At 61.8% G+C, this 19,366-nt stretch carries 18 protein-coding genes, 2 tRNA genes and 1 pseudogene; 15 read left to right on the forward strand and 6 right to left on the reverse strand.

Going from position 1 to position 19,366, the window contains the following annotated elements; genetic code table 11:
• The first annotated feature begins 27 nt into the window (after positions 1–27).
• A complete protein-coding gene (locus HMPREF2565_RS10640) occupies positions 28–600 on the forward strand; it encodes a PIN domain-containing protein (protein WP_070510646.1) in 573 nt (190 codons plus the stop codon).
• A 65-nt stretch (positions 601–665) separates the two neighbouring features.
• On the opposite strand, the gene HMPREF2565_RS10645 is transcribed toward HMPREF2565_RS10640, so the two are convergent.
• Positions 666–1,994 (reverse strand): AAA family ATPase, encoded by a 1,329-nt coding sequence (locus tag HMPREF2565_RS10645; protein ID WP_071407340.1) that lies wholly within the window; start codon positions 1,992–1,994, stop codon positions 666–668.
• A gap of 203 nt (positions 1,995–2,197) precedes the next feature.
• Between HMPREF2565_RS10645 and HMPREF2565_RS10650 the strand changes: the two genes are divergently transcribed.
• The 8 genes from HMPREF2565_RS10650 (at position 2,198) to HMPREF2565_RS10685 (ending at position 8,827) form a co-directional block, all read left to right on the forward strand.
• Positions 2,198–2,572, forward strand: coding sequence for a hypothetical protein (locus HMPREF2565_RS10650; protein WP_246819147.1), 375 nt, complete (start codon positions 2,198–2,200; stop codon positions 2,570–2,572).
• Positions 2,573–2,678: 106 nt separating this feature from the next.
• A complete protein-coding gene (locus HMPREF2565_RS10655; RefSeq protein ID WP_071407329.1) occupies positions 2,679–3,218 on the forward strand; it encodes an MFS transporter in 540 nt (179 codons plus the stop codon).
• A gap of 107 nt (positions 3,219–3,325) precedes the next feature.
• Positions 3,326–3,399 (forward strand) — tRNA-Ile (locus HMPREF2565_RS10660).
• A gap of 117 nt (positions 3,400–3,516) precedes the next feature.
• A complete protein-coding gene (locus HMPREF2565_RS10665; RefSeq protein ID WP_070517348.1) occupies positions 3,517–3,966 on the forward strand; it encodes a Panacea domain-containing protein in 450 nt (149 codons plus the stop codon).
• A gap of 74 nt (positions 3,967–4,040) precedes the next feature.
• Positions 4,041–4,397, forward strand: a complete 357-nt coding sequence (locus HMPREF2565_RS10670) for a hypothetical protein (protein ID WP_070510638.1) — start codon at positions 4,041–4,043, stop codon at positions 4,395–4,397.
• A 100-nt stretch (positions 4,398–4,497) separates the two neighbouring features.
• The gene (locus tag HMPREF2565_RS10675; RefSeq protein ID WP_071407341.1) at positions 4,498–5,571 is read left to right on the forward strand and encodes a trimeric intracellular cation channel family protein; all 1,074 of its coding nucleotides are present in this window, start codon (positions 4,498–4,500) and stop codon (positions 5,569–5,571) included.
• A 48-nt stretch (positions 5,572–5,619) separates the two neighbouring features.
• Positions 5,620–7,218 carry a peptide ABC transporter substrate-binding protein gene (locus tag HMPREF2565_RS10680; RefSeq protein WP_246819146.1) on the forward strand — a complete coding sequence of 533 codons (1,599 nt, stop codon included), beginning with the start codon at positions 5,620–5,622 and terminating at the stop codon, positions 7,216–7,218.
• A 43-nt stretch (positions 7,219–7,261) separates the two neighbouring features.
• Entirely contained in the window at positions 7,262–8,827 is a 1,566-nt protein-coding gene (locus HMPREF2565_RS10685) for a mechanosensitive ion channel family protein (protein ID WP_071407332.1), read from the forward strand.
• A gap of 156 nt (positions 8,828–8,983) precedes the next feature.
• On the opposite strand, the gene HMPREF2565_RS10690 is transcribed toward HMPREF2565_RS10685, so the two are convergent.
• Positions 8,984–10,633, reverse strand: a complete 1,650-nt coding sequence (locus tag HMPREF2565_RS10690) for an alkaline phosphatase D family protein (protein WP_071407333.1) — start codon at positions 10,631–10,633, stop codon at positions 8,984–8,986.
• Positions 10,634–10,787: 154 nt separating this feature from the next.
• Here HMPREF2565_RS10690 and HMPREF2565_RS10695 point away from each other — a divergent pair, with 154 nt between their 5' ends.
• The 3 genes from HMPREF2565_RS10695 (at position 10,788) to HMPREF2565_RS10705 (ending at position 13,120) form a co-directional block, all read left to right on the forward strand.
• Positions 10,788–11,447 carry an excalibur calcium-binding domain-containing protein gene (locus tag HMPREF2565_RS10695; protein WP_071407342.1) on the forward strand — a complete coding sequence of 220 codons (660 nt, stop codon included), beginning with the start codon at positions 10,788–10,790 and terminating at the stop codon, positions 11,445–11,447.
• Positions 11,448–11,457: 10 nt separating this feature from the next.
• The gene (locus tag HMPREF2565_RS10700) at positions 11,458–12,261 is read left to right on the forward strand and encodes a serine hydrolase domain-containing protein (protein WP_071407334.1); all 804 of its coding nucleotides are present in this window, start codon (positions 11,458–11,460) and stop codon (positions 12,259–12,261) included.
• 400 nt (positions 12,262–12,661) lie between these two features.
• Entirely contained in the window at positions 12,662–13,120 is a 459-nt protein-coding gene (locus HMPREF2565_RS10705; protein ID WP_071407335.1) for a hypothetical protein, read from the forward strand.
• Positions 13,121–13,132: 12 nt separating this feature from the next.
• On the opposite strand, the gene HMPREF2565_RS10710 is transcribed toward HMPREF2565_RS10705, so the two are convergent.
• Positions 13,133–13,891: an HAD-IIA family hydrolase gene (locus HMPREF2565_RS10710; protein ID WP_158396164.1), complete on the reverse strand. Its 759-nt coding sequence runs from the start codon at positions 13,889–13,891 to the stop codon at positions 13,133–13,135.
• A 17-nt stretch (positions 13,892–13,908) separates the two neighbouring features.
• Positions 13,909–14,211 (reverse strand): acyl carrier protein, encoded by a 303-nt coding sequence (locus tag HMPREF2565_RS10715; RefSeq protein WP_071407336.1) that lies wholly within the window; start codon positions 14,209–14,211, stop codon positions 13,909–13,911.
• 26 nt (positions 14,212–14,237) lie between these two features.
• Here HMPREF2565_RS10715 and HMPREF2565_RS10720 point away from each other — a divergent pair, with 26 nt between their 5' ends.
• Positions 14,238–15,254 (forward strand): alpha/beta fold hydrolase, encoded by a 1,017-nt coding sequence (locus tag HMPREF2565_RS10720; protein WP_071407337.1) that lies wholly within the window; start codon positions 14,238–14,240, stop codon positions 15,252–15,254.
• A gap of 243 nt (positions 15,255–15,497) precedes the next feature.
• On the opposite strand, the gene aceE is transcribed toward HMPREF2565_RS10720, so the two are convergent.
• The gene (gene aceE / locus HMPREF2565_RS10725) at positions 15,498–18,254 is read right to left on the reverse strand and encodes a pyruvate dehydrogenase (acetyl-transferring), homodimeric type (protein ID WP_049156849.1); all 2,757 of its coding nucleotides are present in this window, start codon (positions 18,252–18,254) and stop codon (positions 15,498–15,500) included.
• A 173-nt stretch (positions 18,255–18,427) separates the two neighbouring features.
• Here aceE and HMPREF2565_RS10730 point away from each other — a divergent pair, with 173 nt between their 5' ends.
• On the forward strand, positions 18,428–18,865 hold the full coding sequence (locus HMPREF2565_RS10730) for a DUF3052 domain-containing protein (protein WP_071407338.1): 438 nt from the start codon (positions 18,428–18,430) through the stop codon (positions 18,863–18,865).
• Between the two features lie 113 nt (positions 18,866–18,978).
• Positions 18,979–19,054 (forward strand) — tRNA-Val (locus HMPREF2565_RS10735).
• Positions 19,055–19,204: 150 nt separating this feature from the next.
• Here HMPREF2565_RS10735 and HMPREF2565_RS13790 read toward each other — a convergent pair.
• Positions 19,205–19,366: pseudogene (locus tag HMPREF2565_RS13790) on the reverse strand (IS256 family transposase); the annotation flags it as partial.

The following is a 19,366-nucleotide window of genomic DNA, read 5'->3' on the forward strand; positions in this document are numbered from 1 at the left end:
GCTAACGCGGTTACTATCCTCGAGAACATGCCGCAAAAGGTATTCGTTGACGCAAACATTTTAGTGAGCCGTACAATCCTAGATTGGCTTTTTGCGCTGCAGATTTTATCTGGAGACATGTTTGTGTTCTATACGTCTCAAGACGTACTTGCGGAAACGGTACGGGCGATGCGGCGGAAACATCCCACAGCACCTGGGAGAATTATCAAGGACCGTGTCGAGAAGATCGGTGCGGTGATGGAGGAAATCATTGATGATTTTCCCGGAGACATGCCTTTCGACGGTTTGGATCGTCATGACTACCATGTCCACGCGGCGGCTTTCGCCTCACAAGCCGACATCATCCTTACTGATAACTCGCCCCAGGATATAACCATTACTGCCAGCGAGCAGCGCTACGAGATAATGAATGCGGATGCATTCCTCATGCTCATTCGCGATTCCGCTCCAAACTTAGTGATTGAATGTACGAGTCAGCAGCTGGAGTATTGGCAGAAAAGGAAGGGCTTTCAGGGCCTAGACGATGCGCTGAGGAGAGCGGGTTGCGACAATTTTGCCAGCGCTGTGCGTGAAGCCTTGCAGGCGCTCGCGCAGCGCTAGTTTCATCCGCTCAGCGCTTGTAGCCGCAGACTTTCCAGTGGTCGGTGGTGCTATAGCCCGCACTCTTAAGCCCTAACAAGCTCCTGCAGCGCATCGAGAGCCGCACGGGAGGCAGTGCCGTAGCGCTCGCGAAGGAAGCGGTGGGTGGCGTCGGGGTTGTCGAGTGACACGGATGTCTCGCTGAGGTTGTGTAGCTCTGATTCGCCGGCATCGGTCTTTTCCACTGACCAGAAGCTCTCCGGGCGCAAGCCCAGCTCGCTGGAGCGCTCAAGCACGCTGAAGGCGTGGGAGGCAAAGATGAGCTGCGCGCCGTTGACGTTGATGCTGGGCTCGCGGAAGGCATAGATGATGAAATCCAGCAGTGCTGGGCGCAGGGCGGAATCCAGCTCATCGGCCACCAGGATCCCACCGCGGCGCAGCGTGTCCAGAACCAGGGGAGCGGTGGCCATCCAATTCTGCGTGCCACCGGATTCATCGGTCAGCTTCAGCGCGTAGTAGGAGTCACCGACTTTGTGCTCCACGATGATGGAGTGCAGCAGGGACTCGATCTCCGCATCGGAGTAAGCCTGGAACTCGTCTGGTCGGCGGATGCTGCCGGCGCTGCGGCTGAGCGCATCAATGACCGGGCGCATCTGGCGGAAGACATGCTCGGGGATGTGGTCCTGGTTCAGCCGCACGGAGTTGATTCCGGCATCGGCCGCGCGCAGCAGCGCGGCAGCCTCATGCAGGTGCAGCTTGCCCTCACGGATAAGGGTGGTGATGCGGGAGGCAGTACTCATGGAGGTATGGCCGTGCGGCAGGTAGGCCACGTCGTGCACCAGGGCACGGGCTAGCGGGGCGAGGATGGGGTGCTCATCGCGCAGTCCAGCGGACAGGAGCAGCTCGGTGTCATCGACGGGGCCAAGCTTGGCGACGTCCCCCTCATCCATAAAGGACTTAGTCCACTGCACCTCCTCGCCGCGGGTGCGCACGAAGCAGGGGCTCCACCTGGTCGATGGCACGCGGCTGAGCCACTCGGCATGCACGCCGGTAAAACTCCACTGGAAGCCGTAGAGGTAGCGCACGCCATCGAGCTCGAACTCCAGCTCAAAAGTGCTGGGCAGGCGTTGCGTGCGGGGGTTGAGACGGTACGGGGCGTGGGGGAGTTGGTTGGGTGGGGCGTCGGCAAGCCAGGCGGTGGCAGAGGACTCGATGGCGAGCAGGGCGAAGGCGAGGGCGTTGAGGATGCTGCTCTTGCCGGAAGCGGTGGGGCCGATGAGTACGGTGATGGGATCGCTAACCTGCGCCCAGCCGTCCTCCGGGGCGGTGGAGTGCTGCCAGTCGTGGTAGAGCGTGAGCGTTTGGGTGGCGCGGATGCTGCGGAAGTTGGACACGCTAAAGGAAAGGAGCCTCATGATCACGAGACTACAAGCTCACAGATTCTTCATCAGATAAGTCTTTCCTAGGTCGGGCGCTGAGTTTTCGTTCTCGCCCCATGCCTTAACCCAGCCGGCGCTGGTAGCGTTTTACTACACACCGCAAAAGCAACCACAGGAGGCTACATCCTATCGACAGCTCTATTACCGATCTGCTCTTATACATCGGTTTAGTGTTGGTCATGGTGGCCTACTGGACCTTTTACATCCAGTACGTGCGGCGGATTCCGCAATCTGAAGAATGGTACGACTCAGCCGAGCCGGACGGCGCAGAGAGCGATGGCCTCCTCTTTGTTTATCCTTATGGCACGCTCTTGATGGGCGCTGGCGGTGCCTTGGGGTTGGTTGTAAGTATGGGCCTTCCCGAGCCTGTCGAAACGGTGCTGGCTGCTCCGTTCATGGTGGCTATGCTCATCGCACTCATTGGGTTTACGGGCGCGTTCGGGATTCCGCTTCCGTGGCCTTTTGTTCCGCATTGGGTCGTGGACATTCGCAAAGCAAAACGCGCTCGAAGGCGTGAGCGTAGACAAGCCTGGAAAAAGAGAGAGAAAAAATAAGCCTGGCAGCTTACTCAGCGGCTGAGGTCCCTGTGCAGTGGGTCTAGGGCTGAGCGTCGTCAGTTTTGTAGGTGAAAGTAGCGGCGATGCACGCTAGGCTTTTGGCATGAAGTATCGGAACGTTCAGATCAGCTCCGTCGCGGCGCTTGTCATGAGCCTTTTAGGCACGGCGTTCTTTGCTTTGGGGCGGGTCATATTTGGTGTCGGCGGATGGCTCGCATTCTTTACCCTTCCGGCCGGCGGCATCGTGGTCCTTGCGCTGTTAGTTTTGTGGCTCATCCCCGTACGTACCCCGAAGGAAGATGAAGGGGGCGGAACGTACAAGGCCTTCGGGTGGCGCGAGTCGTGGGCATTCATTGCTGTGACCGTGTTCCTCTTCCTTGCTGGCTTTTTTATCGTAGATCTCGGCGATACCGACGAGAGCGTGAAATCCGCCTTCACCCAGATTGTCGGTCGGTGGGCCCTAGACCTGTCCTCGATACTCTTTTGGCTCAGCGTTTTCGGGGTGATCGCCTCCTACGTTATCGGGGTCGTTGTGTCGGTGAAGGGGCAGAAGGCCGCTGACGAAGACCAGGCGCAGAGTTCAGGCCCGGAAGACCTGGACGGGGCAAACCCAGGCGAGGAGCTCGGCCAGGACGAGCCCTAAATTGCCGTTTTCTGGGCCTGCCGATTAATGTTGCTGGGAGCGGATTCGCTGCCGTACGTGGCGCACCAGTTAAGTACTGGCGTGGGTTGCGTGGGTAGGGAATACGCGGGGCTATAGCTCAGTCGGTTAGAGCTACGGACTCATAATCCGTTGGTCCCGGGTTCGAGCCCCGGTGGCCCCACAATTTAGAGCTTCTATGCTCTCCTTTAAGCAGGTGTTTCGCGCTCGATCCAACATTGAGATGTTCACATGTCTTGGGCCTGTTGTACTCTTAGCGGGAAGCGGAAGGAGGGCAAGCATGGAGCAATTTACGGCGCGGCAAATAGCCGAATGGTTTGTAGCGTGGGCTGATGAAACTGATGATGCTGACATTACGCAGCTCAAGCTTCAAAAGCTTCTCTACTACGCCAAAGGGCTGCATATGCGCTCCTCCGACGGCCTGCCGCTTTTTCCTGAACGAATGGAAGCCTGGGCTCATGGTCCAGTAGTCGTGGACGTCTACCATGACGTTAAGCACTACGGAAAGCTTCCCATAGACCCCGATGAGTTCGTCTCGGATGATTTCGACTGGGATGATTACCGCGACGTTGAGCAGGACTTGATTGAGGTATGGGATAAGTATGGCCCCTACTCTGCATGGGCTCTGCGGAATAAAACCCACACCGAGTCGCCGTGGAAAAAGAACTTCGTGGAGGGCAAACGCGGGTTAGAAATAACTGATGCCGATCTGAAGAACTACTTCTGCTAGCTGTGGGCACGAAAAGTAAACGACGGGGGAGTAGGCCAACCAGAGGGGTGAGGAGCGCCCCAGATTCAAGCGTCGTGGATGCTCTTCGTAGCTCGCGGGCTGACTATCCGCTCCTGTCAACGCGATTCCTGCAGCAGGGGTGGGGCTTCGAAGAACTAGATGATTCAATGCGCGCAGAGTTTCTGGAAAAGTGGCACAAGCGGTCAGTGCTTTCATGGAAAGAGCTGGCACAGCATCCCAGGCACGGACTCGGCTCAGAGTTTATTCCGGCAAGCGCTATCAAGCCTCAGATTCCGCGGCAATTTCAGGATGTGGAGAAATTCCGGGTTTACCGTCACAAAGGGAATCTTCCTTTCGCGGGCTGGAAAGACGGGGAAGTGTTTTATGTCATTTGGATTGAGAAAGCCTACAACGAGCTCTACATGCATTAGCTCATTTTCTGAGCCTTAGCGGTCCGCCAGCTAGGCGGCGCATTGCAAGGAATAGCTCCTCAATGCGAGAGATTGCTTAGCACCCGATACGATGACCACCATGAGCGTTGTCGAGATGGACCCGTTGATCGAGTCGCTGTACTACTGGTCCGACATCATAGGTGTCCTCCTCATGGGCATCATCGGTGGCACCATGGCCCGGCAGCGCGGCTATGACATCGTGGGTTTCTTCTTCATCGCGATGTTCTCTTCCCTCGGCGGCGGCATGATCCGTGACGTGCTCATTAACCGCGGCACCGTCGCCGCAATGAGCCAGCCGGAGTATCTCTACCTGGCGTTTACTGGCGCCATCATCGCCCGCTTCGTCTACTTCAAGGGCAAAACGTGGGACTACGTGCAGTCGCATGGTGATGCGGTGGTCTCGGCCCTGTGGGCGTCGACAGGCGCGCTCAAAGCCATCGCGTATGGCCTGCCCCTGATTCCCTGCATCATGATGGGTGTGTTCACGGCTACGGGCGGCTCCATGATCCGTGACATCGCCATGGGGCGCGAGCCCGCGGTCTTTGGTGATAACACCCCCACCGTGATCCCCGCGGTGGCCTGCGCGCTGGTGGTCTTGGGCGCAGACTCGGCCGGCTACTTGGCGTGGGGGGTTATTCTCGGGCCGGTTGTGTCCTTTGTCCTCACCATGCTGGGCATCTGGGCGGGCTGGCGCGTACCCGCTCGCCAGGAATGGGCGCCGGTCAATGACACCGCGGCTTACGTCATGGTCATGGCGCGCAAGGCGGAAAGCAAGGGGCGTGCCGTGGGGCGTCGTCTAGAGCCCACGAAGCTTCGCTCCTGGCGCCACAACCAGATGGAAAAGGCCCTGCAACGCCGCATCGAGCGCGAAGTCCGAGCCGGCAAGCGCCGTGCGGAAGCCGCCATCGATGCCTCCGAATTCCTCGACTCCTTCAACGAGGAAGTCGCAGAGATGTCGGAGATGATGGAGCCGGTCGCTGCGGAGGCAGAAACTTCCGACTTCGGTGTGGACCTAAGCGGTGACTCCTACGAGGAACAGAGCGCAGAGGGGCCAACGCCGCGCGAGCTTTTGGACCGCATCTTGGCCGATGATCAGCTCACCGATGAATTGGTGGAAAGACTCATGCGCCGATATGAAAAAAGAGATGATTAGAACCTGAGAAATGCTTTAATCTAGTGATGAAAGTGAGGTGATGGACGCGTGACGTCGAGGCGTTCTTTTCTGGGCATGCTCGCGGCGCTGGCGGTGTCGGGCGTTGCGGCCCCCACGCTGGCGGGTTGCGGAACGGAACCGGAGCGCATGGATACCTCGGGAATGAATCTCATTACTACCGATATCTCGGAGCCGCAGCGCTCCCTCATCCCGGCCGATTCCAACGACGTGCCAGGCCAAACCATCATCAACCTGGTGTACTCGGGCCTGATGTACCTGGATAAGGACGGCGGCGCCCATTACGACATGGCGGAATCCGTCACGCAGGTTGATGACACCACGTTTGACGTGCAGATTCGTGAAGACGCGGTGTTCTCCGATGGCTCGAAGGTCAGCGCGCAGGACTTCGTCGATACGTGGAATACGGCAGTGCGCCAGTCCCTGCTTTCCGCACATCACTTTGCGCCGATTCTCGGTTTCAATGAAGGCAGGAAGGAGATGCGCGGGCTGACGGTGACGGGGGAGAAGTCCTTCCGCATTGAGCTCTCGCGCCCCACGGCGGGCTTCATTGAACGCTTGGGTTATTCCGTCTTTTTCCCCATGCGCTCTGCGGATCAGGACAAGCTGAGTGAGCGCGGCACGGACCCGATTGGCAGCGGGCCATACCTGTTGGCCTCGTGGGAACGTGAGAAGGCGTTGACCCTCGTGCCGAACCCGCGTTATAAAGGGCCGCGACACCCGCAGAATGAGGGCATTAAGTTCGTCGTGTACGCCTCGGAGGAGCAGGCCTACGAGGATCTTGTGGCGGGCCGGCTGGACGTGCTGACGCGCATCCCGGCGGAGAAGCTCGGAAGCTTCGAAAAGGAGCTCGGCGCGCGGGCCCTTACTAAGCCTGGCGGTTCGATCATGGAGATCACCATTCCCGCCAACGATGCCAATTTCCGCGGCGAGGCTGGCCGCCTGCGCCGCCGGGCCCTGTCCATGGCGGTAGACCGAGAAAAGATTGCGCGGGACATCTTCCACGACCGAGTGACTCCGGCCAACAGCTTCGTAGCGCCGCTCTTCGGCTCCCCACCGCCTGCGCCGGAAGGTGCTGACGTGCTGACCTACCAGCCGGATAGAGCCCGCGAGCTGTGGGCACAGGCGGAGAAGCTAGACCCCTTTAAGGGGACGTTCAGCATCGCGTTTAACGCCGATGGCGGCCACAAGACGTGGGTCGATGCGGTGGCTCAGCAGGTGACGGATACCCTCGGGGTGCTCGCCGAAAGCAAGGAATTTGGGACCTTGAAGGAATTGCGTCGAGAGGTCACAGCGCGGCACATTACCGGTGCTTTCAGGACGATTTGGCAGGCGGAATTTCCGGATGAGTCGACCTTCCTGGTGCCGCTGTTTGCCTCCTATTCCTCAGAAAACGAGTCAGGTTTTCGCAGCACCGAATACGACGAGTTGCTGAAGAAGGTAGGCCAGGCGAAGGACCGGGAGGAGGCCCAGGAGTACTACTTGCAGGCCCAGGAGCTGTTGCTGGAGAAGATGCCGGCGATTCCGCTGTGGACGACTAAGGCATTCAGCGCCTACGGCAAGGACATCATCCCTGCTGGCTACACGTGGAAGCCCACTCCGAACTACTATCTCATCCACCGCGCTTGAGATTCCAAGGGTTCTGTCAGGCTGTAGGACTAGGCTTGGCGTAATGCTGAAGTATTACTTTTTCGCCATTTGGCAGGCCTTCGTTGACCATGGCTTGCCGCTGCTAGGAATGCTGTTGTTGGCGATTCTCATCCCGCGCATCGGCCGCTTGGCGGTGCGGGTTATTGAGTCCCGCCTCGATGAAAACCAAGAGTCCACCAAGGCGCGCTTGGCGCTGGCCGGCGCGCTGGTCTATGTGGCACAGGCGGTGGCGTACTTCCTGCTCGTGTTGGCGGCGCTGGCCAACGTTGGGGTGCCTCCCCTGGGGGCGGCCATCCCGGCAACCGTGGTCTCGGCTGCCGTCGGTTTCGGCGCCCAGTCGATCATCGGTGATTTCCTCGCCGGTTTCTTTATCCTCTCGGAAAAGCAATTCGGTGTGGGTGACTATGTCAGCTTCGACGGAGTGACCGGCGTGGAGGGCACCGTCGTTTCGCTGACCTTGCGCACGACGACGGTGCGTACGCCGACCGGTGAAGTTGTCATGGTGCCGAACGGTTCGGCGGGCGTGGTCACAAATTACTCGCAAGAGTGGTCGCGCGCGGTGGTGGATATTGCCATCCCGGTCCATGAGGGCGATTCCGTGCAGGATCTGACCGAACAGGTAGAGAAGATTTCACAACGCGCCATCGATACCCCGGACATCCGCGCGGACGTGGCTGGTGAGCTCGACGTTCTGCCCGCTACTGGGTTGGTTGCTCCCACGGTGGCCGGCCAGCCATGGCAGGTGAAGTACCGCGTCTTGGTGCAGGTCAACCCCGCACGCCAGTGGGCGGTGGAGCGCGCGATCCGCTCGGCGCTGCTTTCTTCCTTCTGGGATCTGTACAAGCTGCCTAACGCCGAAAACGTCGCGGGTGAAGTCCTGGAGGTGCTGGGCGGCGCGGTGGATGCCGATGCCCCCACTACCGTCATGCCGGCGGCCGGCGCTAACACCGAGCCAGAGCAAAAGCGCTCGGCATCCGAGACGGAAGCTATCGCCGCTGACGCTGTCGCTGACGCGGCCGCCGAAGCGCAAGACAGCAAGGATGACGGCCCCGGGCGCCCGGCCTATTCGGCCGAACCCGACGACGAGGAAGAGGATGATTACGGCCGCGGTATCTGGCGCGCGGATAAACCGGAGAACAAGTGGGACTCCTTCTGGACGCTTGGCGGGCGCGTGCGCCGCTCCACCACAGGGCTTATCGCCGGGCTCGGCGCGATCAGTGTGCTGCTGTTAGCGTCCGCCAACCCAGACGGCGTGGAGAATGCCGGGTGGCTATCACCCTCGCGCTGGATGGGACAATCAGAGACAACGTCCGAGTCCACTCAGCCCTCCGAACCTTCGCCAACGCCACAAACCGCGCCGCAGGACGAGCCTTCCTATGTCTCCACGCCCGAGGAGCCGGCGGAAAGCGTACAGGGCACAGTCACTGATAGCGCCCCGGACAGTGAGGCCACCTACGCACCTGCGAATCCAGGGGAACCGACAACCCAAACACCAGCGGAGGAAGGGGTCTCCGAAACTCCCGCGCCCACTGAGGGCGCACAGGCTACCGCTACTGAAGGGGCCTCGGAGCCTTCCGCCGAGATGTAGACCCGGAAGGGGGGGTCGAGAGGCGCTGCACAGAGAGAGGTGAGAGAGACGCTTGGAGAGGGCGCACGAGAGATATGAGTGATAGGGAAGTGCAGCGGCGTAATGCGCTACACCCTATGTATCGGCCCATCGCCACCGATCGTTAACGCAAGCAAGCTAGCTCACAACTCCCGCGCCCGGCCTATAGGTCAGCGCATGCGCCTGCCTCACGGGGGAACCCGGCCTGAGCACATCATCCACACGCAGCCAGTGCATCTGCGCCTCCTCGCGGCTCAGCGTGACGAAGCAATAGCCGTGGCTATCCAGATCGACGTGGTGGCACTGCGGGTTGGCCTGGCGTAATACCTGTTCGGCAAGGCGGGAGACAGTATTGCCCGCGCGTAGGTTGAGCGCCTCGTTGATATTGGGCGCCGACACGGACCCGCACACCATCTCCGCGGCAACCACCTCCTCGCCCTTGCTAATCGTATGCGCCCATTCGGTGTGGATATCGCCGGTGAGGAACAGGGCGTGGGCAGGGGAGGCGCGGAGGGCGTCGATAAGCGCGCGGCGTTCTGCGGAGTAACCATCCCACTGGTCCCCATTGACGGGAATCCCTGTGATGTTCTTCGTCAGGGCGGCGGCCACCTGTGCGGTCAGCGAATTCTCCTGCAGCGACACTAGGTTCAGCGGGGCAAACATCACCGAATTCCCCAGCAGATTCCACGTGGCCTGCGAGGTCTCAATCTTTCCCAGCAGCCAGTCATACTGCTCCGAGCCCAGCATGCTCCGGCCCTCTTTCATAAACGCCACTGGGTTCCACGGCGTCTGCTGGTCGCGGTAGGTGCGCAGGTCCATCATGGTCAGCTCCGCCAAATCGCCGAAGGTCAGTGAGCGGTACAGATGCCCGGCGTCGGAAGGCGCGGTGGCGCGCACGGGCATCCACTCGAAGTAGGCGCGCATGGCCGCCGTTTGGCGTTCCTGCCAGCTTCCTTCCGTGGCGGGGTCGTGGTTCTCCGCGCCGCCGGCCCAGTTATCGTTGGCTGTTTCATGGTCATCCCACACGACGATCCACGGCAGAGCGGCATGCGCTGCCTGCAGGTCGGGGTCGGTGCGGTAGCGCCCGTAGCGCGTGCGGTAATCCGCCAGCGTGGTGATCTCGTGCGCTGGGTGGTGCAGGCGCACCGGCCCAAACCCGGAGTATTCGCCGGCGGCGTACTCGTAGATGTAATCGCCTAAGAACACCATGTAATCCAGCTGCCCGGAGTGCGCGCGCTGGGCGATGTCCGCGTAAGCGCTGAAGAAGCCCGACTCCCAGTTCGCGCAGGAGGCGACCCCAAACGTGAGCTGCTCCGGCGAGGAGGTGGCCGCAGGTGCGGTCTTGGTCCGCCCGATGGGGGAGGAGACACCATCGACGAGGAAGCGATAAAAATACTCGGTGTCCGGCTGCAGGCCGTGCGGGTCCACGTGGACGGTATGGTCGCGGTCCGCGGAGGTCACCGCAGTGCCGCGCTTGACGACGTCCCTCATCTCCCCATCCGCTGCCACCTCCCACTCCACGGTGACCGAAGGGCCTACGCCGCTGCCCGGCAGTGCCTCCTCGGTGGGCGTGATGCGCGTCCAGAGGATGACTGAATCCGGAATCGGATCGCCGGATGCCACTCCGTGCACGAAGGGCAGCGTGCCCGCGGGCGGCTCTACTAGCCCGAGGGAGGAGGTGGACGTGGGATCGGCTGCCGAGGCTGAAGAGGCGACGAGGGAGGCAGCGGTGGCTGTGGCTAATCCGGAGGCGTGGAGGAGGCGGCGACGAGTTAGAGAGCGGCGCATGGCTCTACGGTTTCTCCGCTGAGGCGGTGTCGCAACTTGGGGGCAGAGAATTCGCCCGCCGGTCAGGTGTGGTTTTCCGTGGCTTCATGTGTGCTTTACCCCTTGGGGTGGAGCAATTTCTTGCGGGGTGAGTTACGGGCTATAACTTATGCTTATGAAGAAGTTCTCTCGTGCGGTGCTCGCCGCCTCTGTCTCTGTTTCTCTCTCCCTGTCCGTTGTCGTCCCCGCTCAGGCGGAGACCGGTGCTTCCTACGAGGAGGCCCCCACCGCGGTTTCCTCTCCGTCTGATACGGGCGACCTCGAGTCCGGCCTGTCTTCGGAGCTGGATGTTGAATCCTCCAGCAAGGAGCTGGGCTCCTCCACCGAAGGCACTGGCTCCTCCAGCAAGGAGGAAGATGACGCCGAATTCGAGCAGTCTTCCCAGGGTGAGAGGATTGCCTTGGGCCTGGGCATTAGCGCAGCGCTTCTCGCGGCCATCGCCGGCGGCGTGTTCTGGGCCGTGCAGCAGGGAATCATCCCGAACCCGCTGCCGGGCGTGATTCCTTCGCCGAAGGCACAGGAGCCCGCACCTGCTCCGGCACCTGCACCTGCCCCCGCACCGCAGCCAGCTCCGGAACCGGCTCCTGCGCCGGCTCCCGCCCCTGCGCCTGCACCTGCCCCCGCACCGAAGCCGGCACCGGCTCCGGCCTACTACTCTCGCTGCGCCGATGTGTGGAACGCGCTGGGCCGCCCCATCTACCCGAGTGACCCGGGCTTCCGTTCCAAGTTTGACCGCGATGGTGATGGCGTAGGCTGCGAGCGCGATCCTCGTTAAGCTGGAGCGCATGAGCGCTTTTTCTTCTCTTGAGTCCTGGCCCGTCGATACCGTTGCCGGTGCCTTGCTGCACCGCGGTGAGGTAGTAGAACAGGTCGGTGATGTCTCCCGCCGCTTCCCAGTAGCCTCCGTGACCAAGCTGGTGGCCGCCTATGGGGTGATGGTGGCAGTAGAGGAGGGCGCTGTGGAGCTGGATCAGGCAGCCGGTCCTGAAGGCTCCACGCTGCGACACCTGTTGGCCCATGCCTCGGGCGTGGGCTTTGATACCCGGGAGTCTCAAAAACCGGTAGGAGAGCGCCGTATCTATTCCTCGGCGGGTTATGAGTGGGCTGCCGAGGTAGTCGAGGCTGCTACCGAGATTCCTTTTGCTGACTACCTTGCGGAAGGCGTGTGCGCCCCGCTGGGCATGCAGGCCACCACCCTGGAAGGCTCGGCCGGGCACGGGCTGGTCTCTAGCGTGGAGGACCTCGCCGCCTTTGCCGCCGAGGTGTACGCGCCGCGTTTGCTGGATTCCTCCACCGTGGAAGACATGCGCAGCGTCCAGTTCCCCGGGCTGCGCGGGATTGTGCCGGGCTACGGCAGCTTCAAGGACTGCACGTGGGGGTTGGGCTTTGAAATCCATGGCGAAAAGAAGCAATGGATGGGCGGCTTGCCAGCCGATGCCGTGGGGCATTTCGGCATGAGCGGAACCTACCTGTGGGTGGCCGGTGAGTGGGCGATGGTGGCGCTCACGGACCGCGACTTCGGAGACTGGTGCAAGCCGCTGTGGGCCGAGACCAATACGGCGATCTGGGAGGAGTGCCAGGCGCGCTAGCCATAGCCGCGGTGAAGAACTTGGATGGCGTAGCGGCGCACCGACAGGCGCCACAACGGGGGTAGTGGGGCACCTGTGGCGACCGCGCGCACATGATGCTCGTGAGCCCTCATGTGGCGAATGTGGTTAATGGGGTGAATTTCCGGGCGAAAGTCTCAACCTGATATTGAGGCAGTGGGGGCTTAAGTGCAGGTTGAGGGTTGTTGTGGCCTAAGTGGCAGGGGAAAATCGTGGGCACACAATGACGCACCGAGTGGCCACATACCGTGGCCACACCAATCGGTGTTCGCGCCTCGGCGCGAGTGGCGTGATGAAGACTAGTTCGTAGGGGAAGACGAAGCTCGTCTTGCGTCGGCGCATGCCGGCGTGCCATCACTCGCACGTCAAAGGAGTTTAAGGAGTGAATCAACGCGTTCACCCGCAGGTAGCCGGTGCAACCGAGCCGGCCCCTTCAGCCAGCCCACTTGGCAGCCCAGCGGATACGTGGCCCAACCGCGCCTGCGGTGAGGTCTGCACCGCCGTGCTGCAGATCTCGGGCATGCCGCGCAGCCTGCGCCCGGCCATTGAGCGCGCCATGGCGCGCTGTATTCGCAGCGAAAGCGAATTCATCGTCCCCGGCGATGACCCGCTGACTGCCCAATGGTGCACCCGCTGGCGCCGCGACCCGCTGTGGGACGTTGTCGGCATAAAAGCCGACAATGCAGCAAACGCTGCTAAGGGAGTCGACAACACAGGTGTCGGAATCGGCTGCCAGCAAGTGCTCACCGGAACGCCCAGCGAACTAGAAGCGCTGGGCCGCGCGGTGGAGATGCTAGCGGGGGAGTATGGTTTCCGGGGCGTCGTCAAGCGTGCGGTCTAAGTCGGTGAAGGCCTAGTCCGCGAAGGGATCGAAGATGCGCTCCGGCAGGTCCGCCACGGAGTCAATGATGCGCGTCGGGCGGAAAGGATAGCGCTCGATGATGCGGTCATCGCTGATGCCGGAGCGCACCAGGATGCTGCGCATGCCGGCCTCGAGGCCTGACTTGACGTCGGTATCCATGCGGTCACCGATCATGACGGTGTTTTCCGAGTGTGCGCCGATGTTGTTTAAGGCGCTGCGCATCATGACCGGGTTCGGCTTGCCCACGTAGTAGGGCTCGCGGTTGGTCGCCGCGGTGATGAGTGCGGCCACAGCACCCGTGGCCGGCAGCACGCCCTGCGGGGCCGGGCCCGTGACGTCCGGGTTAGTGGCAATGAAGCGCGCGCCGTTGCGGATGAGATTGATGGCCGTGGTGATGGCTTCAAAAGAATAGGTGCGGGTCTCGCCCAAGACCACGAAGTCCGCTTCTCGGTCGTTGAGGATCCAGCCGGCCTCGTGCAGCGCGGTGGTCAGGCCGGACTCGCCCACGACATAAGCCGTGGACAGCCCTGCCTGGTTGGAGAGGAAGGCCGCCGTGGCCGTCGCTGAGGTCCAGATGCGCTCGGCCGGGATGTCCAAGCCGGTGTTCTGCAGGCGTGCTGACAAGTCCCGCGGAGTGGACATCGAGTTATTGGTCAGCACCATGTACTCGATGTTGTTGTCCTTCAGCGCTTGGATGAATTTATCCGCGCCGGGAATCATCTCCCCTTCCTTGATGAGGACGCCGTCCATGTCAGAGAGGTAAGAAATCACGAGTGTTCCTCCACGTAGTCAGCAAGTTCGCCCACCGTGGTTACGGAGAGCATGGTTTCTTCATTAAGGCGGACCCCGCAGGCTTCCTCGAGGCGCACGGCTAATTCGATGCGCTCGAGTGATTCAACCCCCAGGTCCTCCAGCTTTGCTTCGCGCTCTAGTCCTTCCTCCACGCCGGTTACCTTCGTGATGAGGCGCGTCAGTTCGCTATAGGCGTCGCCGGCGGGTGCAGAATCCTGCTCTTCGGCCGGCGCGGAGCCGAAACGGGCTTGGAGTTGCGCTGAAAGGTCATTAGCCATGGGGCCCAGTCTAGTATTGAAATGTCATGGTTATTCGAGCACGTTCCTCCGCCGTCGCGCGCAGCTGGTCGCGCCGGGTTCGCCCCCGCATGCGCGCCATCGAGCACGCCGTCCACAATGAGCTGCATGATCTCACGACTGAACCGGGCCTGACTGCGGTGAGCGACTCGGGCTTCGTCGACAACGACGGCGTGCGCGTGGCGTGGTACGAGGTGGGCCCTGCGGATGCGGAGGTCACCGCGGTCTTCATCCACGGCTATTGCCTGTCTGCTGAGAGCTTCTATTCCCAGGTCAACGACGTGCGCCGCAACTATCCCACGGTGCGCTGCCTGCTTGTCGACGTTCGCGGCCACGGCCAATCCACCCACGTCGCCCCCGCGCAGTGCACGGTTCGGGGCGCGGCCGACGATGTGCTGGCCGTCATCGCTGAGCGTGCCGCCGAGGGGCCGTTGGTGCTGCTTGGGCACTCGATGGGCGGAATGATTGCGCTTAACCTGCTGCGCCGCGCACCGCGCCAGATCTTTGACCGCGTTGAGGGGATGGCGCTGGTGGCCACCTCTATGCAGCGCTTTGCCGCCGCAGGCGTGGCTCGCATCTTGGAATCGAAGACCCTCGGCGCGGTCTACCGCGCGTGCTTGAAGCTGCCCCGTCGGCTCAACCGGGTGCGCTTTGAGGTAGCGGCTGTCATCGCCCCGGCTTTCGCGGCGCTGCTGCAGGGCTTCCCACAAATGGACAAGCTGCAATTCCACGTGGCGATGCTGCTGGATACGCCGATGTCGAGCTATGCGGGCTTCTTCGATGACTTGGTGGAGCACTCTGAGTTCGGCGCAACGGCCCGGCTGCGCAGCGTGCTGGGCGAAATCGTGGTGGGCCAGCATGACATCGTGACCCCGCACCGCCAATCGGAGGTGATTGCCCGCCACTGGCCGGACTCCACCCTGACCGTCGTCGACGGTGCTGGCCACATGGTCATCTTGGAAGAGCCCAGCGAGGTCTCCAAGGCCTTGGGCCGGGTCCTCGATCGCGTGCTCGGTGGCGACTAAGCCGCGCTAATGCCGGCTAAGTCCTTTGTCGACAGCGGCAGGGCCTTTTGTTGGCGGTGGCTGAGCCCCGCGCGGTGGTCGAACTACCCGTTCTGCCAAAGATAGAGCCTCTGATTCAAGATCTGGCCAGAACTTTGGCAACAACGACAGTTGCCGCCCCTCGGTTTAGGTAAGAAGAATGCCCCTCCTGCCCGAGGTGGGGCAGAAGGGGCTGGAGGGCTTGGGGCTGTTAAGCCCTAAGCCTTAGTCCTCGTCGGAGGACGTAGAGATGGTGGCGGTCGGGTCGTCGAGCTTCAGCTCACGAGCTGCCTTCTCCACGGTGCTGCGCTCCACCTTACCCTCGCGGGCCAGGCCCTCGAGGACGGCGACGACGATGGACTCGGCGTCGATGTTGAAGTAGCGGCGAGCGCCTTCGCGGGTATCGGAGAATCCGAAGCCATCTGCGCCCAGGACGATGTAGTCGCCCGGGACGTAGGGGCGAATCTGCTCCTGCAGGTCCGTAGCGAAGTCGGAGACACCGACGAACGGGCCCTCGAAGCCCTTGAGCTGGGAGGTAGCGAATGCCTCGGTGGGCTCAACGCCCTTGCGCAGAGCTTCCTGGTTACGGGCAGCGCCGTCGCGAGCCAGGTTGACCCACGAGGTGACGGAGAACAGCGAAGCCTTGACATCGAAGTCCTCAGCCAGGATCTCCTGGGCGCGCAGGGCCTCGTACATACCCACACCGGAGGCCAGGATGTTGGCCGGGATGGAGCCGGACTCGGCGGTGTTGTAGTGGTAGATGCCCTTGTGCAGGCCCTCGACGTCGAGGTTCTCCGGCTCAGCAGGCTGCTTGACCGGCTCGTTGTACACGGTGATGTAGTACATGATCGGCTCGTTGTCCTCGCCGTACATGCGCTCAATACCGCGCGGAACCAGGTGAGCGATCTCGTAGCCGAAGGCCGGGTCGTAGACCTCCACGGCCGGGTTGGTCGACGCCAAGATCGGGGAGTGGCCGTCCATGTGCTGCAGGCCCTCACCGGTCAGGGTGGTGCGGCCGGCGGTCGCACCGATGATGAAGCCGCGGCCCAGCTGGTCGGCAGCAGCCCAGAAGGCATCGCCGGTGCGCTGGAAACCGAACATCGAGTAGAAGATGTACAGCGGAATCATCGCCTCGCCCTGGGTGGCGTAGGAGGTAGCAGCTGCGGTGAAGGAGGCTGCGGCACCGGCCTCGGAAATGCCCTCGTGCAGAATCTGACCATCCGTGGCCTCGCGGTAGGAGAGCATGAGGTCGTGGTCCACCGGGACGTAATTCTGGCCACGCGGGTTCCAAATCTTCAGGGTGGGGAACCAGGAGTCCATACCGAAGGTGCGGGCCTCATCCGGAATGATCGGCACGACGCGCTTGCCCAGCTCCTTGTCGCGCATGAGCTCCTTGAAGGTACGCACCAGCGCCATGGTGGTGGCGACGTCCTGCTTGCCGGAACCCTTGCGGACCGAGCGCAGCTTGGACAGATCCGGGGTGGTCAGCGTCTCGAAGTTCTCGCGGCGCTCCGGCAGGAAGCCGCCCAGCTCTTTACGACGCTCCAGCATGTACTTGATCTCCGGAGCATCCTTGCCCGGGTGGTAGTACGGCGGCAGGTACGGATCGGCCTCGAGCTGCTCGTCGCTGATCGGGATGCCCTGCTTATCGCGGAAGAGCTTCAGATCCTCCAGCGTCAGCTTCTTCATCTGGTGGGTAGCGTTGCGGCCCTCGAAGTTGTGGCCCAGGCCGTAGCCCTTAATGGTGTGGGCCAGGATGACCGTCGGGCGGCCGGTGCCAGCGTAGCTCAACGCCTTGTCGTATGCGGCGTAGATCTTGCGGTAGTCGTGGCCACCGCGGCGCAGTGCCCAAATCTCATCATCGGACATGTCCTCCACCAGCTTGAGCGTGCGCTCATCGCGGCCGAAGAAGTGCTCGCGCACGTAGGCGCCGTCGTTAGCCTTGAAGGTCTGGTAGTCACCATCAGACGTGGTGTTCATGATGTTGACCAGGGCGCCGTCCTTGTCGGCTTCCAGCAGCTTGTCCCAGCCGCGGCCCCAGACAATCTTGATGACGGACCAGCCGGCACCGCGGAAGAAGGACTCCAGCTCCTGAATGATCTGGGTGTTACCGCGCACCGGACCATCGAGACGCTGCAGGTTACAGTTCACCACGAAGGTCAGGTTATCCAGCTCATAGAGGGAAGCCATCTGCAGCAGACCACGGGACTCCGGCTCATCCATCTCGCCGTCGCCGAGGAAGGCCCAGACATGCTGCTTGGAGGTGTCCTTGATGCCGCGGGTCTCCAGGTACTTATTGAAGCGTGCCTGGTAGATAGCGTTGATGGGGCCCAGGCCCATGGACACGGTGGGAAACTCCCAGAAGTCCGGCATCAGGCGTGGGTGCGGGTAGGACGGCAGACCATTGCCCTCGCCGCGGGAGTGCTCCTGGCGGAAGCCATCGAGGTCTTCCTCGCTCAGGCGGCCCTCCATGAAGGCGCGGGCGTAGACACCCGGGGAGGCGTGGCCCTGGAAGAAGACCTGGTCGCCGCCGGAGGGATCATCCTTGCCCTTGAAGAAGTGGTTCAGGCCCACCTCATACAGCGGGGCAGCGCCTGCGTAGGTGGAGATGTGGCCACCGACGCCGATGCCCGGGCGCTGTGCGCGGTGCACCATGATGGCCGCGTTCCAGCGGATCCAGCGGCGGTAGCGCTTCTCCAACTCCTCATCGCCCGGGAACTCTGGCTCCAGGGAGGTAGGGATGGTGTTAACAAAATCCGAGGACGTCAGCGACGGCAACGGCACGCGCTTGGCGGTAGCGCGCTCAAGAAGGCGCAGCATGAGGTAGCGGGCGCGCTCCGGATCGGAAGAATCTAGAAGACCGTCGAGGGAGTCCATCCACTCGCGGGTCTCCTCGGGGTCGGAGTCATGCAGGTATGCTGCCACGCCATCGCGAACGATGGGAAAGTTGGAGTCGCCGTTGTGGGCGTCCAAGTCGGCCATTAAATCCTCCTGGGTCGTAGTACACAGATCTTGCTCTAGGATACGCGCCCCTTTCGCGGTGGGTCACTCGGAGGCCCCCACGGGTGGTTTTATGGGGGAAAATGTCCACCTCTGGGGAGGAACGGGGGAGGTTTGACGCGAAAAAGTGCACCGTAGCCGTTAAAATACTCTGCATGACATCAACTACTTCATCGGAAGGAACTCAACGAGTGACGGGATTTGCAGCCAAGCTCGGCATCGAGGAGGGCCAGATTGCCCTAGAACTTGGTTGGGACGAAGACTGTGACCCCACGATTTCTGAGTCCATCGAGGACGTGTTGGGGGAGGACTTCCTCGAGGAAGAGACCGACGAGTTGTGCGACCTTGTGCTGCTGTGGTGGCGCGCGGAGGACGGCGACTTGGTCGATGGGCTGGTGGATGCCACCCGTCCCTTGGGCGATTCCGGCCGCATCTGGCTGCTGACCCCAGGAGCTGGAAAGCCAGGCAACTTGGAGCCAGGCGAGATCTCCGAATCTGCACAATTGGCCGGCCTCGTACAGACCAAGGCCGAGCGCCTCGGCGAGTGGCAGGGGTCCTGCCTCGTGGCCCGCGGCTACACCAAGAAGCCCTAAGGAATAATCGCAGGATGTACCTGCTCACGCGGCATTCGCAGCGGCGAATCACACCCCGATTTGTTGCTGCGGGTGCCCATGGGCTAATCTTGTTCGAGCACACCAAGTGCACTGCGGCTTTAGCTCAGCTGGAAGAGCAACTGGTTTACACCCAGTAGGTCGGGGGTTCGATCCCCTCAGGCCGCACCAAATGAAACCCCTTTCCGTTAAGTCGGAGAGGGGTTTCGTCGTGCTCGGAGGCCGGTGCTCTAGGGGTTGAGGGCCGCTTTGATGGTCGGGCTTAAGGGACATTTCGTGTGGATTTGCGGCGTGTCGCACTAAGGGACATTTCGTGTGGATTTAGGAGCGTCCGGCCCATCCTTTTCTTATGCCTAAGCTGGGGTTCCACTCATTGTCGATGCCGGTATCGAATGTGGCGGGTCGCCCGTCGGGGTGGCCGCGTCGTTTACGTTCTTCTTGTGCCCAGGCTGCGCGTGCGGCTTTTTCTCCTTGGCGTCCGAA

The sequence above is a fragment of the Corynebacterium sp. HMSC072A04 genome (assembly GCF_001809235.1).
GTDB classification, from domain to species: domain Bacteria; phylum Actinomycetota; class Actinomycetes; order Mycobacteriales; family Mycobacteriaceae; genus Corynebacterium; species Corynebacterium hiratae.